Genomic DNA, 13,332 nt, shown 5'->3' on the forward strand with positions numbered 1-13,332 from the left:
CGCAAGACGCCGGCGCAGGGCGCCGGCGTCGATACCGCGAACCGCGCTCGGCCTCAGCCGGCGCGCTGGCCGCTGCCGAGGGCGCCAGTGCCCTCGTCGGCGACCGCCGGCAGCTCGCTCTCGCCGCGCTTGAGCAGCGCATAGCCGATCCCGGTGACCAGCGACCCGGCGGCGATGGCGACCAGATAGAGCAGCGCCATGTTGACCGCGTTGGGGATCAGCAGCACGAACAGGCCGCCGTGGGGCGCCATCAGCTTGATCCCGAACCACATCGACAGCGCACCAGTGACCGCGCCGCCGATCATCGCCAGCGGAATCACCCGCAGCGGGTCCTTGGCGGCGAACGGGATCGCCCCCTCGGTGATGAAGCAAAGCCCCAGCACGAAGGAGGCCTTGCCCGCTTCGCGTTCCGGCTGCGAGAACTTGCCCCGCGCCAGCAGCGTAGCGATGCCCATGGCGATCGGGGGCACCATGCCGGCGGCCATGATCGCCGCCATCGGCATGTAGGTCTCGGTGGAGAGCAGACCGACGCCGAAGGTGTAGGCCGCCTTGTTGACCGGGCCGCCCATGTCGAAGCACATCATCGCGCCCAGCAGCATCCCCAGCAGCACCGCATTGGTGGAGCCCATGTTATTGAGGAACTGGGTCAGCCCGGCGAGGATCGCCGCCACCGGCGTGCCCACCACGTAGATCATCACCAGGCCGGTGAACAGGCTCGCCAGCAGCGGGATGATCAGGATCGGCTTGAGCGACTCGACGCTCGCCGGCAGCTTGACGTAGCGGGTCACCGCCGACGCCGAATAACCGGCCAGGAAACCGGCGAGAATCCCGCCGATGAAGCCGGCGCCCAGGGTCGAGGCCAGCATACCGCCGATCATGCCCGGGGCGATGCCGGGGCGGTCGGCGATCGAGTAGGCGATATAGCCGGCCAGCACCGGCACCATCAGTTTGAACGCCGTGCCGCCGCCGATCTGCATCAGCGCCGCGGCCAGGGTGCCCTCCTGCTCGAAGGCCTTGATCCCGAACACGAACGAGAGCGCGATACACAAACCGCCCGCCACCACCATCGGCAGCATGAACGACACCCCGGTCAGCAGGTGCTTGTAGAGGCCACGCTCCTTGGCGCTCTTGCGCGCACCGCCGCCGGCCCCTGCGCTGCCGCTCTTGGGCGCGCCGCTCGACTCGACCTGGGCCTCGGCCAGCGCCGTCTCCAGAGTCTGCTTGGGCTGCTTGAGTGCGGCACCGGTGGAGGTGCGGTAGATCGGCTTGCCGGCGAAGCGGGTGTCGTCGACCTCGATATCGCAGGCCAGCACCACCACGTCGGCGGCGTCGATGTCGTCGGCAGTCAGCGCGTTCTGCGCCCCCACCGAGCCCTGGGTCTCGACATGGATCGCGTGCCCCATCGCCTTGCCCGCCTGGGCCAGGGCCTCCGCCGCCATGAAGGTGTGCGCCACCCCGGTGGGGCAGGCGGTCACCGCGACGATGCGCCGCTGGCCGGCGCTGGCCGCGGCCTGGGGCGAGGTCGCTGCCGCCGCGCTGTCACCAGCGGTGGCGGCCTCGAAGGTCGCCGCCTCGCGCGCGGCGCGTTCGAGGAAGGCATCCGGATCGGGCAGCGCCTGATGGATCGGCGCGCGGAACAGCCGCTTGCCGTCGAAGCGCTGTGGCTGAGGCACGCTCTCGGCCGCGACCACCACCAGCTCGGCCGCCGCGATGGCCTCGGCGGAGACCGGGGTCACCGCCTCCAGCTCGCCGTGCATCTCCACCGACACCTGCCAGCCCAGCCGTTTGGCGGCCTGTTCGAGCCGCCGCGCACCCAGGAAGGTCGTCGCCATGCCGCTGGGGCAGGCGGTAATCAGAATGACATTCATGCGCTCTCCCCCGCGTGCGTCGTCTCGTCGAGCCGCTGCACGCGCGTTTTTTGAAGTAGTTCGGAAAAATCTGCGGCCTCGGGCCGACCCACACCGACATGCCTTACTGCGTCCGCGGCCAGCGCAGTGGCGAAGCGCAGCACCTGTGCCGGCGGCTGGCCGTCGAGGATGCCGTGGAGCATGCCGGCGACCAGGGTGTCGCCGGCACCCACGGTGTTGACCACGGTCACCCGAGGCGGCTCGGCCAGCCACTCGCCGCGTCGGCTGACCCAGATCAGGCCCTCGCCGCCGAGCGACAGCAGCGCCTCCTCGACGCCTGCCCGATGCAGCCGCCGCGCCGCCTCGCACTGCGCCTCGCGGGTGTCGAGCGTGGCGCCGGCCCAGGCTGCCAGCTCATGCTCGTTGGGCTTCACTGCGCTGGGCGGCACCGCCAGCGCAGCCTCCAGCGCCGGCCCGCTGGTATCCACCCAGACCGCCACGCCGGTGGCCTTGAGCATGGCCACCAGCGCGGCGAAATCCGCCGCGGTGACGCCCGGCGGCAGGCTACCGGTGAGAACCACCGCCCCTGGTGCCCGCTCGCGGCAGTGTGCCGAGAGACGCTGGTGCAGCGCCTCGAGCGCCTCGGAAGACACGTGCAGCCCAGGGCCGTTGATATCGGTCACGCGGCCGTCGTCTTCGGCGATCTTGGCGTTGATGCGCGTCTCGCCCGGCAGGCGCAGGCTGGCATCTTCGATCCCCGCCTGGGCGCAGGCGGCCACGAAAGGAGCGTCGTTGTCGCCCCCCAGCAGCCCGGAGAGCGTCACGCGATGGCCCAGCGCCGCCAGCACCCGGGCCACGTTGAGCCCCTTGCCGGCGGCCGCCAGCTGGCTCGACTGGGTGCGGTTGACCGCCCCCAGGGTCAGCGCCGGCAGCCCGATCGACAGGTCCAGTGCCGGATTGAGGGTCACCACCAGAATCTCGTGTGCACTCGCCATCAGAGCGCCTCCAGGGCATCGCGCACGGCCTGGCTGGTAGCCTGGGCCAGGGCGGTGCGCGCATGGTGTTGGGCGCTCTCCTGGGTGATGCCGCGCAGGCGCGCCTTGACCATCGGCACCTGGCGCACCGAGACCGACAGCTCGTCGACGCCCAGCCCCACCAGTACCGGCACCGCGGCGGCATCCGAGCCCAACTCGCCGCACACCCCGACCCACTTGCCCTCGGCATGGGCGGCATCCACCGTCATCTGGATCAGTCGCAGTACCGCCGGGTGCAGGCCGTCGGCCTGGGCCGAGAGGGTCGCGTGGCCGCGGTCGATCGCCAGGGTGTACTGGGTCAGGTCATTGGTGCCGATGGAGAAGAAGTCGACCTCGGCGGCCAGGCTAGGCGCCAGCAGCGCCGCCGAGGGAATCTCGATCATCACCCCGACCTGGACGTCGCCGGCGCCGATCTCCGCCTGCAGGCGGTCGACGATGGCACGCGCCTGGCGGTACTCGTCGACGTCCTTGACCATCGGGAACATGATCCGCAACGGGCGTTCACCAGCGGCGGTCAACAGCGCCCGCAGCTGGGTCTCGAGCACCTCGGGCCGGGTCAGCGCCAGGCGCAGCCCGCGCAGGCCGAGGAAGGGATTGTCCTCGGCCGGCACCGGCCAGTAGGGCAGCGGCTTGTCACCGCCCACGTCCAGAGTACGCGCCACCAGCGGGCGTCCGTCGAGGGCGTCGAAGGCGCGCCGGTACTCGCCGATCTGGGTCTCCAGATCGGGGGCTTCCGGATGCGCCATGAAGATGAACTCGGTGCGCAGCAGCCCCACGCCCTCGGCGCCCTGCTCCACCGCGTCGGCGGCGTGGGCGGTATTGCCCAGGTTGGCGGCGACCTCGATCCGCTTGCCGTCGGCGGTGCGCCCCTCTTCGAAGCGCGCCCCGTGGGCCTCACGGCGCAGGCGTTCGAGCTCCTTGAGCCGCAGTTCGGCACGGTCGCGGCGCTCGGCGGAGGGACGCACGATGACACGCCCGAGATCGCCGTCGAGGATCAGGTCGTCGTCGTTGTTCAGGGTCAGCGCCCGCTCGCCGGCGCCGACCACCGCGGGGATGCCCAGCGCCCGCGCCAGGATCGCGCTGTGCGAGGTGGCGCCGCCACGCGCGGTGAGCAGCCCGCGCACCTGGGCGGTATCCAGCCGCGCCACGTCGGAGGGGCCGATATCGTCGGTGACCAGGATATAGGGGCGTTGCGGCGGTGTCGGCAGCTCCACCCCGCACAGCACGCCGAGCACCCGGCGGCCGACATCGCGCAGGTCGGCGGCCCGCTCGGCCAGCAGGCGGTCGGCCAGCACTTCCTGGGCGCGGGCCGCGGTATCGATCGCCTGCCACCAGGCCGCCTCGGCGCTGAGGCCATCACGCATGCCCTCGAACGCCGCCTCGTGCAGCTCCGGGTCGTCGAGCATCTCGGCGTGCATGGAGAGAATCTCGGCCACGTCACCGCCCTTGGCGGTGCCGATCAGCGCCTGCAGCTGGCGCCGCGCTTCGTCGAGCGCTGCCTGCAGGCGTTCACGCTGGCGCTCCGCCGGGCCCTGCTTGTCGGCGGCCAGGTCGCGGGCGCGCTCGGGGTAATCGAAGTCCGGCGCGCGCATCACATAGGCCGGAGCGATCGCCAGGCCCGGCGAGGCGGCGGTGGCCGGCAGCACGCCATCATCCTCGAGCGGTTCGAGCGGCGCCTCGACCTCGCGCCGGGCGGCGCGGCTGGCACCAGCGGCGGCGGCCTCGGCGAGCGGCCTCACCGCCTCGCCCAGCCCGCTCTCCACCGCCGCGACCATCGCAGCCAACGCCGTCTCGGCGCCCTCGCCTTCGGCGGAGAAGATCAGCGTCTGGCCGCGCCGCGCGCCGAGCCCGATCACCTTGGTCAGACTCGCCGCCGAGACCGACTCGGCGCTGCCCTCGAGCAGGCGCACACGCACCGGCAGCGCCTGTTCGCGCGCCGTCTGCACCAGCAGCTTGGCCGGCCGCGCGTGCAGGCCATGGGCGTTGAGCAGGGTGACCCGGGCGGTCTGGGCACTGCTCGACTCACCGGAGAGACGCATCAGCACCCCGTCGGCGTCGGCATCCACCAGCGCCTCGCCCTGCCCGCTGTCGAGCAGATCGGCAAGGCGCGCCAGCAGATCACGGTGGGCGTCATCGAGGGCCGCCACGCAGAACACGCCGTTGACCGGCCCGCGCGGGCCGCTGAAGGCGCGCTCCGGCGTCGCCAGCGAGAGCGCCGGCTGCTTGACGCCGCAGTCGGCGCTGACCAGCCACAGGCCCTGCCCCAGGGCGACCGGCTCCTGGGTGTTGATCGCCGCGACGAAGCTGGCATCGACACACTCCGCCTGGCGCAGCCGTGCCGCCGCTGCCAGCGCCAGCTCGAAGCGGTCGCGGGCGGGGAAGTTGAGACACAGGGTGTCGGCATCCAGGCGCGCCTTGGGCCGCGGACGCGACAGCAGCGCGATCATCTCCTCGGCACTGTCGGCGGCGGCCAGGCGCTCGGCGACCCCTTCGGCGTCGAGCACATGGGTCAGCTGACGCAGCACGTCGAGGTGCTCGTCGCTGGAGGCAGCAATGGTCACCAGCAGATAGACGCGATTGCCATCGTGCCACTCGACCCCTTGCGGGAACTGCAGCAGCCGCACGCCGGTGTGGTGGATCTGGCTGCGGCTCTCCGGCGTGCCGTGGGGAATCGCGATGCCGCTGCCCAGATAGGTCGAGCCCTGGGCCTCACGGGCGTGCAGTGCATCGCGATAGGCGGGTTCGACCAGCCCGGCCTGATGGAGCGACGCCGCGGCCTGGTCGAGGGCGTCCTGCCAGCCGTCGGCGCGGCAGTCGAGGGCCGCATCTTGCGGCGTGAGGGTCAGCATGTCGGTCTCTCCCGGAAGCGGTGTTGGCGACGCTCAGAGCCCACTCTACTCAGTCGCGGTCGGCGGCGTCACCGCTGTCGCTCTGGACGCGACGATCACCGCCGGCAAGCGCGGGGCCGACGCCGCGATCTCGAGCCCGGCCGCGGCGTCGATCAGAATGAGCTGAATCGTGTCACCTAATGGCGTTATGCTCGTCGTTACGCCGGCGTTTGACAAGCTAGACCTTCGCAGGACGCCGCCGTCCACGACACCGACCGTATGCCCGGGGCTGGGCCGCCCCGCCGCGACGGGTTATGGTGCCAAGCGTTCGCACGACCCGGAGACCCCGTGATGAAGCTCGCCGATATCGCCCGCCTGGCAGGCGTATCCCGCACCACTGCCAGCTATGTCCTCAACGGACAGGCGCGCGCGCGGCGCATCAGCGAGGCCACGGTGGAGCGGGTGCTGACGGTCGCCCGCGACCACGACTACCGTATCGATGCCCAGGCCGCGGCGCTGCGCGGCGGCGATAGCCGCACCCTGGGGTTGATCGTGCCCGACCTGGAGAACGGCAGCTATGCGCGCCTGGCCAAGCGCCTGGAGCACGGTGCGCGCAGCCAGGGCTACCAGCTCTTGATCGTCGGCTCCGACGACGACCCCGAGCGCGAGCGCACCCTGGCCCGCTCGCTGCGCGCCCAGCGCTGCGACGCCCTGATCGTCGCCAGCAGCCTGGCCCCGGACGACGACTTCTACGCTGAGCTGCTCGCCGCCGGGCTTCCGGTGATCGCGGTCGACCGGCCGCTCGATCCGCGCTACTTCATCAGCGTGGTGACCAACGGCCGCAGCGCCGGCGAGGCGTTGACGCGCTCGGTACTGGTCCCCGAGGTGCGCGAGATCGTCTGGTTCGACGCCGTGCCCCAGCTGTCGATCAGCACCGAGCGCCGCCAGGGCTTTCTCGACGCCTGCAGTGACTTCACCGGCGACTACCGCTGCGTCAGCGCCGAGCGCTACGATCGTGCCAGCGGCGCCGCGGCCATGCGCCAGCTGCTGCACGAATCGGGGCTACCCGATGCTATCGTCACCGCCTCCTATACCCTGCTGGACGGGCTGCTCGATGCCCTGCTCGAGCGCGGCGAACTGCCCGCAGACCTGGGCCTGGCGACCTTCGGCGACGATCGCCTGCTCGACTTCCTGCCGTGCCGGGTCAACTCGCTGCCGCAGGACCACGACCGCGTCGCGGCCCAGGCGCTGGCACGCGCGCTGCAGGCGGTGCGCGGCGACTACCGCCCCGGGCTCGAAGTGATCGAGCGAACCCTCAAACGCCGCCGCTGATCGCGTTCATCCGCGCAAGCCATGTCCCGCCACCCCGTGCTGGAAGCGTTCATGCAAGAGACCCTGCCCGATATCCTGGTCGGCCCGCTGCTGCGACGCTGCGAACCCCAGCGCCTGGTGCTGTGGCTGGTGGCTTCACGTCCGCTCGCCCTGCAGCTGACCCTGAGCGTCGACGGCGCGTCGCCCACGCACGACCTCGCGGAGGCCACCACCTGTCTGGCCGTCGGCGACCACGCCCACTGTCACCTGATCGACCTGGTGCTGGAGACGCCGCTGCCCCAGGAGACGCGGATCGCCTACGACCTGGCCTATCGCGATCGCCACGGCGCCTGGTGTTCATTGCGCGAGTGGGGCCCGGCGCTCGCCTACCCCGGCGAGACGCTGCCCACCCTGGTGCTGCGAACACGCCATGACGCCCTGCTCCACGGCTCCTGCCGCAAGCCCCACCACGCCGGCCCGGATGGTCTGGCCCGCGGCGATCGCTGGCTGAGCGAACGCCACCAGGACGCCGCCGCCCGCCCGGCAGCACTGATCCTGAGCGGTGACCAGATCTACGCCGACGACGTCGCCGGCCCCATGCTCGCCGCCATCCATGCGCTGATCGCGCGGCTGGGGCTCTACGACGAGTGCCTCGAAGGTACCGAGATCGCCACCGGCGAGGCGCTCTACGCCCGCGACGACACCTACTACCACCGCGACGAGCTGCTCCCTGCGGCGACGTCGAACGCCGCCCTGCGCGAGAAGTTCTTCGGCGGCAAGCGCAAGCCAATCTTCACCACGGCCAGCGCCGAGAACCACCTGATCACCTTTGCCGAGGTGATGGCGATGTATCTGCTGGTGTGGTCGCCGACACCCTGGCAACTGATCCCGCGCGAGATGCCCACCCTCGACGCCCCGGCGCAGGCGCGCTACCGCCGCGAACAGCGCCACATCGATGACTTCGTCGCCACGCTGCCGCAGGTCGCGCGCCTGCTGGCGCATCTGCCGACGCTGATGATCTTCGACGACCATGACATCACCGACGACTGGAACCTGACCGCGGCCTGGGAAGCCGCCGTCTACGGCCACCCCTTCTCGCGGCGGATCGTCGGCAACGCACTGCTCGCCTACCTGCTGTGCCAGGGCTGGGGCAACGACCCCGACGGCCTGGCTGCACCGCTGGCGGCGACCCGCGACTGGCTCGCCCAGCGCGACGCCGAGGGCCGGCTCGACTGCGCCCGCCACGGCGAGCTGATCACGCAGCTGTTGCGCTTCACCGGCTGGGGCTACACCCTGGATACCCAGCCGCGCCTGGTGGTGCTGGATACCCGCACCCGGCGCTGGCGCAGCGAGCGCAAGCGCCACCGCCCCTCGGGGCTGATGGACTGGGAAGCGTTGAGCGAGTTTCAGCAGGATCTGCTCGAACAGTCGGCGGTGATCATCGTCTCGCCGGCGCCGATCTTCGGGGTCAAGCTGATCGAAGGGGTGCAGCGGCTCTTCACCGCCCTGGGCAAGCCGCTGATGGTGGATGCCGAGAACTGGATGGCGCACCCGGGCGCCGCCCACACCATGCTCAACATCCTGCGCCACAGCCGCACGCCGCAGCGCTACGTGATCCTCTCCGGCGACGTCCACTACTCCTTCGTCTACGCCATCACCCTGCGCCAGCGGCGCCACAGCCCCCGGATGTGGCAGGTGACCAGCAGCGGCCTCAAGAACACCTTCCCCGCCACCCTGCTCGACGGGTTCGACCGTCTCAACCGCTGGCTCTACGCGCCCTGGTCGCCGCTCAACTGGCTGACCAAGCGCCGGCGCATGCTGATCGAACCCTACCGTCCGGCACACGCCAGCCACGGGGAGCGGCTGTGGAATCGCGCCGGTATCGGCTACGTGCGGCTCGACGCCGAGGGCGCGCCGAGCGAGGTCAGGCAACTGGGCGCCGATGACGTCGATACCCCTTTCGAGCGCGACACTCGCTGAGACCACGGCCTCCTCAGGGGCGCCCGGCGCACAACGTCATCGCCGCCGGCTGGCGAGCCGGCGGCGATGGTGGTGCGTATAGGATGGCTGTCGCGGCGCGACCGTGGCGGTGTGGCGGTCGCCACTCAGGCCGGGCGCAGCAGCGCGGCGTCGCGATCGAGATCGCCATAGGTGCCGCTGGTGCCCTCGACGTCGCGCAGTTCGACCACGATGCCGCGGCTCGGCGCGCTGTCGATGAAGCGGGCGATATCCTCGCGGATATCCGGGTCGACGTAGTTGGCACCGGTGGCATCGACGATCAGCTCGCCGCCGTCGGGCACGGCGTCCAGGTGCTGGCGCATCTCCTCGCGATTGAGAAACGACACATCCTGCTGGAACTTGAGCAGCACATGGTCACCGCGCCGGGTGTGGGCGATCGCCGAGCGGTAGCCGGACTGCAGCAGGAAGTAGAGGCTGCATACCAGCCCCACCAGCACGCCCATCAGCAGATCGGTGGCGAGGATCGTCACCACCGTCACGGTGAACGGCACGAAGCGGCGCATGCCCTCGCGGTAGTGGGCCATGAACAGCGACGGCTTGGCCAGCTTGTAGCCGGTGTGCAGCAGGATCGCCGCCAGGGTCGCCAGCGGGATCAGCTCCAGCCATACCGCCAGGAAGGCGACGCTCACCAGCAGCAGCCCACCGTGGATCAGGCTCGCCATCCGCGTGCGCCCGCCGGCATTGGCATTAGCCGAGCTGCGCACGATCACCGCGGTGACCGGCAGCGCGCCGAGCAGGCCGCACACCATGTTGCCGATCCCCTGGGCCTTGAGCTCGCGATGCGGCGGCGAGTGGCGCTTGAGCGGATCGAGCTTGTCGACCGCCTCCAGGCTGAGCAGGGTTTCCAGGCTGGCGATGATGGCGATGGTGATGGCCACGGTGTAGACCGCCGGGTTGGCCAGCGCCCCCAGGGTCGGGCGGGTCATCTCGGCGAGCAGATCCCCGGGGCCACTGAGCCCACCGAGCTGCACGTGGTGCGCCGCATCCAGCGCCAGCGCCGGCATCGCCCCGCCCACCAGGCGCTCGATCAGGATACTACCGAGCACCGCCAGCAGCGGCCCGGGCACCAGGCTCAGCCAACGCTGGCGCTTGATCAGCGGCTGCTCCCAAAGCACCAGCACGGCGAGACTGAACAGCGCGATCACCACCGCCAGTGGCGCGACGTCGCTGAACAGTGCCACCGGATCGGTGATCGCCGGCATGTCGTCCAGGGGGTGGCCCAGCGCCATGGGGAACTGGCCGAGGACCAGGATCAAGCCGATCCCCGCCAGCATGCCCTTGATCACCGCGGTCGGCACGAAGGCGCCGATACGCCCGAGCCGAAAGATCCCCATCGCCAGCTGCAGCACCCCGGCCAGGATCACCGCGGTGAGAAAGGCCGAGAAGCTGCCGAGCGTGTCGATCGCATCGAGCACGATCACCGTGAGCCCGGCGGCGGGGCCGCTGACCGAGAGCGCCGAGCCGCTGAACAGTGTCACCACCAGCCCGCCGACCATGCCCGCCACCAGCCCCGCCAGCGGCGGCGCGCCGGAGGCCAGCGCAATCCCCAGGCACAGCGGAATCGCCACCAGGAAGACCACGATGCCCGCGGGCAGATCGCGCCCCAGGTGGCGCAGAGAGAGGGTATCGGCACGCTCCACGTGAGCGTCGGTAGAAGTCTGAGTCGTCATTGTCTTGTCCTTGACCTTGAGTGTCCGTCGTCGGCGTCAGCCTCAGCTCGCCGCGCGGCGCCAGCCGTCGGCATCGGCGTCCGTCGCGGCGCGGCTCACCACGTCGTCGATCTGGCCGCTGGCCAGGTCGTAGACCCAGCCATGCAGGGTCGGCGCACGTCGGGCCGCCCAGCTCTCGCGCACCAGCGACAGCCCGGCCAGGCGCTCGACCTGGGCGGCAACGTTGAGCTCGACCACGTGATCGACCTTGTCACCGAGCCGGGTGAAGCGGTTCAGTTCATTCGCGTGGGCTGCCACCAGTTGCCTGAGCTGGCCGACATGGGCCTCGACCCGGGGCAGCGCGTTCAACGCCTCGTCGCCGCTGATCGCAGCCTGGATACCGCCGCAGCCGCGGTGACCGCAGACGATGATGTGCTCGACCTCGAGGGCGTTGAGGGCGTACTCGATCACGCTCATCACGTTGGCGTCGTGCTCGTTGACCAGATTGGCGATGTTGCGATGGATGAACAGCTCGCCGGGGCTGGCGTTGCAGATCTGCTCGGCGGGTACCCGGCTATCGCAGCAGCTGATCCAGAGGGCACCCGGTGCCTGGCCCTGATGCAGGCGCGTGAAGATCTCCGGATCGGCGGCTTGCATGCCAGCGGCCCAGGCGCGGTTCTCGAGTAGCAGACGGTCGGTGAATTGCATGGGAACTCCTCGGCAGCGATTGAATGGCGATGACAGGAGCCGTCCGCGGCGATGCTTGAAATGGCGGCGTCGGCTACATCTAAAGTCGTAACGGGAGAGCCAGGCCGACGGCAACCATTAACCGATTTGCACACCGAAAATTTTGTAAGGTGAGGTGAATGATTGTGCACTCGACGCCAACGATGACGACAGAAAGAGAAGCGACAATCAGCGCCGAATTGGCCTCGAAAAACGGAATAGCGGGATTATTTCGAGACTTTTCGATTCGAAAATATCATCAAGATGAATACCGCATGAATCGGGCACTCATGCAGGCAGCAGGGAGAGAAGAACGTTTAAAATTTAATAAAAAATAATGTAACAGAAGTCGCGATTAGCTGACGCCAACATGAACAATACGACACCCCCATTATGACGCCGATTTTCGAGGGGAAACATGAATGTAGAGTAGACACGTCGATTCATCTCGCGTTCATCGAAACAGGCCATTCGACCTTCATGTCAGCTCGTCCATCGGCGTGCATCCGGGTGAAGGGGCACCGTTGAAGGCACCCCTGAGCCGGTGGTGTCCTCTACCCTACTCGAGTACCACCAGCGCATCGCCGAGAGTCACGCTACCGGCATTCTCGGCCACCAGGTTCTGACCGAAATAGACCTTGCCGCGCTCACCTCGGCGATAGCCCGCCAGCGCCTTGAGCGGCTCACGGTCGGCACGCTTTTCGCCACGCGCCGGATCCACCGTGACCATGGCACAGCGCGAGCAGGGGGCATCGACACGGAACGTCACCTCGCCGATACGCACACGCCGACAGCCATCCTCGGCGTAGGGCTCGGTGCCCGTCACCACCAGATTGGGACGGAACTGGGCCATCACGTGGGTGCCATCGGTGCGCTGGTTAAGGTCGTCCAGCGACGCCTGCGAGATCAGCAACAGCGGGTAGCCGTCGGCGAAGCTCACGCGTACCCCGATGTTGTCGCGGTAGCGCGGCGAGCGCTCGCCCAGCCACAGCAGGCGGGCCGGCTCGCCGGCCACCTCGCTGAACCAGGCGTCGAGCGAGGCGTGGGTGGCCAGCGCGGAAAACTCATCGCCCCACACCTGAGTGGTCACCGCCTCGCCGCTGAACGCCTCGCAGGCGACATCGAGCGGCGACAGGCTATCGTGGGTCAGCGTCAGGCGAGCACCGTCGAAGCTCGCGCGCACCCGTTGCAGCTGTGGGTGGGTGCGCGCGGTGAGAAAGGTGCCGTCGGGCTTGATCGCCATGAAGCGGCGATCGAGTACCAGCCCCTCCTCCTCGACCCGGGCCTGTGTCAGCGACTCGCCGGCGGTGGACTTGATCGGGTAGCGGTAGATCGCGGAGAGCGTAGGCATGGTTGGGCTCCTGGCAGGAAATCAGCTCATCAAGAGGTCAAGATGCATCAGCGGCGGCGCTGCTGATGTGCGCGCTTGGCGCGCTTGTAGGTGGTGTCGTCGCGCACCGCATCGAGTGCACGCTGGTAGTGTTCGGCGATGCGTGCCTTCTCGGCATCGGCGTCGCGCGGGGCGAGCGCGCGCCCCTGGGCGTCGCGCTTGCGTCCACCGGGGTAGCGGGCATAGCGGCGCGCCCGGGTGTAGCCCATCTGCAGATACTTGCGTGCCATGTCCATGCCGACGAAATCGCCATCGTTGCGGTAGTCGCGAAAGCGCGCCGAGAGCGCCGTCACCGCTGCGCGGGCGTCGGCCTCGTTGCGGATCGCCCACAGCGGCAGCAGTTCGTCCTTGTAGGGCTGGACGTGGAATACTCCCCGCTCGCCGCGACCGATGCGGTAGGCCTCGGGATGGCGGCGGTAATCGATGCGGCTGTCGGGAAACGCCATCTTCGCTCTCCTTCAAAACAGGACGACCGCCTCTGGCGAGGCGGTCGTCTGCATCACATCGACAGGCTGTGCGTCGACAGGT

General features: G+C 69.5%; 10 protein-coding genes. 3 read left to right on the forward strand and 7 right to left on the reverse strand.

The window, feature by feature from the left end:
• Positions 1–53: 53 nt before the first annotated feature.
• Genes DOM66_RS01615 through ptsP form a run of 3 tightly spaced genes read right to left on the reverse strand, consistent with a single transcriptional unit; the run spans position 54 to position 5,730 of the window.
• Positions 54–1,868, reverse strand: coding sequence for a PTS fructose-like transporter subunit IIB (locus DOM66_RS01615; protein WP_110689060.1), 1,815 nt, complete (start codon positions 1,866–1,868; stop codon positions 54–56).
• Entirely contained in the window at positions 1,865–2,842 is a 978-nt protein-coding gene (pfkB, locus tag DOM66_RS01620; protein ID WP_110689061.1) for a 1-phosphofructokinase, read from the reverse strand. Before pfkB ends, DOM66_RS01615 begins: the two co-directional genes overlap by 4 nt.
• Complete coding sequence (ptsP, locus tag DOM66_RS01625; RefSeq protein ID WP_110689062.1) at positions 2,842–5,730, reverse strand: phosphoenolpyruvate--protein phosphotransferase; 2,889 nt, start codon at positions 5,728–5,730, stop codon at positions 2,842–2,844. The genes pfkB and ptsP overlap by 1 nt, the downstream gene beginning before the upstream one ends.
• Before the next feature lie 330 nt (positions 5,731–6,060).
• Between ptsP and cra the strand changes: the two genes are divergently transcribed.
• Positions 6,061–7,041, forward strand: a complete 981-nt coding sequence (gene cra, locus DOM66_RS01630) for a catabolite repressor/activator (RefSeq protein ID WP_110675253.1) — start codon at positions 6,061–6,063, stop codon at positions 7,039–7,041.
• A gap of 21 nt (positions 7,042–7,062) precedes the next feature.
• Positions 7,063–9,000 (forward strand): alkaline phosphatase D family protein, encoded by a 1,938-nt coding sequence (locus DOM66_RS01635; protein ID WP_245392336.1) that lies wholly within the window; start codon positions 7,063–7,065, stop codon positions 8,998–9,000.
• A gap of 125 nt (positions 9,001–9,125) precedes the next feature.
• Here the strand turns inward: DOM66_RS01635 and DOM66_RS01640 are convergent, their stop codons facing one another.
• Together DOM66_RS01640 and DOM66_RS01645 are read right to left on the reverse strand one after the other, a co-directional pair.
• Positions 9,126–10,709: a SulP family inorganic anion transporter gene (locus tag DOM66_RS01640; RefSeq protein ID WP_110675255.1), complete on the reverse strand. Its 1,584-nt coding sequence runs from the start codon at positions 10,707–10,709 to the stop codon at positions 9,126–9,128.
• Positions 10,710–10,751: 42 nt separating this feature from the next.
• Positions 10,752–11,396, reverse strand: coding sequence for a carbonic anhydrase (locus tag DOM66_RS01645; RefSeq protein ID WP_110675256.1), 645 nt, complete (start codon positions 11,394–11,396; stop codon positions 10,752–10,754).
• Positions 11,397–11,554: 158 nt separating this feature from the next.
• Here DOM66_RS01645 and DOM66_RS19420 point away from each other — a divergent pair, with 158 nt between their 5' ends.
• The gene (locus tag DOM66_RS19420) at positions 11,555–11,752 is read left to right on the forward strand and encodes a hypothetical protein (protein ID WP_157958817.1); all 198 of its coding nucleotides are present in this window, start codon (positions 11,555–11,557) and stop codon (positions 11,750–11,752) included.
• A gap of 221 nt (positions 11,753–11,973) precedes the next feature.
• Here DOM66_RS19420 and DOM66_RS01650 read toward each other — a convergent pair whose 3' ends face one another.
• Together DOM66_RS01650 and DOM66_RS01655 are read right to left on the reverse strand one after the other, a co-directional pair.
• Positions 11,974–12,765, reverse strand: coding sequence for an MOSC domain-containing protein (locus DOM66_RS01650; RefSeq protein ID WP_110689064.1), 792 nt, complete (start codon positions 12,763–12,765; stop codon positions 11,974–11,976).
• A gap of 47 nt (positions 12,766–12,812) precedes the next feature.
• A complete protein-coding gene (locus DOM66_RS01655) occupies positions 12,813–13,250 on the reverse strand; it encodes a DUF4385 family protein (protein ID WP_110675258.1) in 438 nt (145 codons plus the stop codon).
• Between the last annotated feature and the right edge of the window lie 82 nt (positions 13,251–13,332).

The sequence above is a fragment of the Salinicola endophyticus genome (assembly GCF_003206575.1).
Lineage (GTDB): Bacteria > Pseudomonadota > Gammaproteobacteria > Pseudomonadales > Halomonadaceae > Salinicola > Salinicola endophyticus.

Bases quoted from the DNA above. Each gene is read 5' to 3' on its own strand.
- DOM66_RS01615 (WP_110689060.1), bottom strand. From the start codon at position 1,868: ATGAATGTCATTCTGATTACCGCCTGCCCCAGCGGCATGGCGACGACC.
- pfkB (WP_110689061.1), bottom strand. From the start codon at position 2,842: ATGGCGAGTGCACACGAGATTCTGGTGGTGACCCTCAATCCGGCACTG.
- ptsP (WP_110689062.1), bottom strand. From the start codon at position 5,730: ATGCTGACCCTCACGCCGCAAGATGCGGCCCTCGACTGCCGCGCCGAC.
- cra (WP_110675253.1), top strand. From the start codon at position 6,061: ATGAAGCTCGCCGATATCGCCCGCCTGGCAGGCGTATCCCGCACCACT.
- DOM66_RS01635 (WP_245392336.1), top strand. From the start codon at position 7,063: ATGTCCCGCCACCCCGTGCTGGAAGCGTTCATGCAAGAGACCCTGCCC.
- DOM66_RS01640 (WP_110675255.1), bottom strand. From the start codon at position 10,709: ATGACGACTCAGACTTCTACCGACGCTCACGTGGAGCGTGCCGATACC.
- DOM66_RS01645 (WP_110675256.1), bottom strand. From the start codon at position 11,396: ATGCAATTCACCGACCGTCTGCTACTCGAGAACCGCGCCTGGGCCGCT.
- DOM66_RS19420 (WP_157958817.1), top strand. From the start codon at position 11,555: ATGATTGTGCACTCGACGCCAACGATGACGACAGAAAGAGAAGCGACA.
- DOM66_RS01650 (WP_110689064.1), bottom strand. From the start codon at position 12,765: ATGCCTACGCTCTCCGCGATCTACCGCTACCCGATCAAGTCCACCGCC.
- DOM66_RS01655 (WP_110675258.1), bottom strand. From the start codon at position 13,250: ATGGCGTTTCCCGACAGCCGCATCGATTACCGCCGCCATCCCGAGGCC.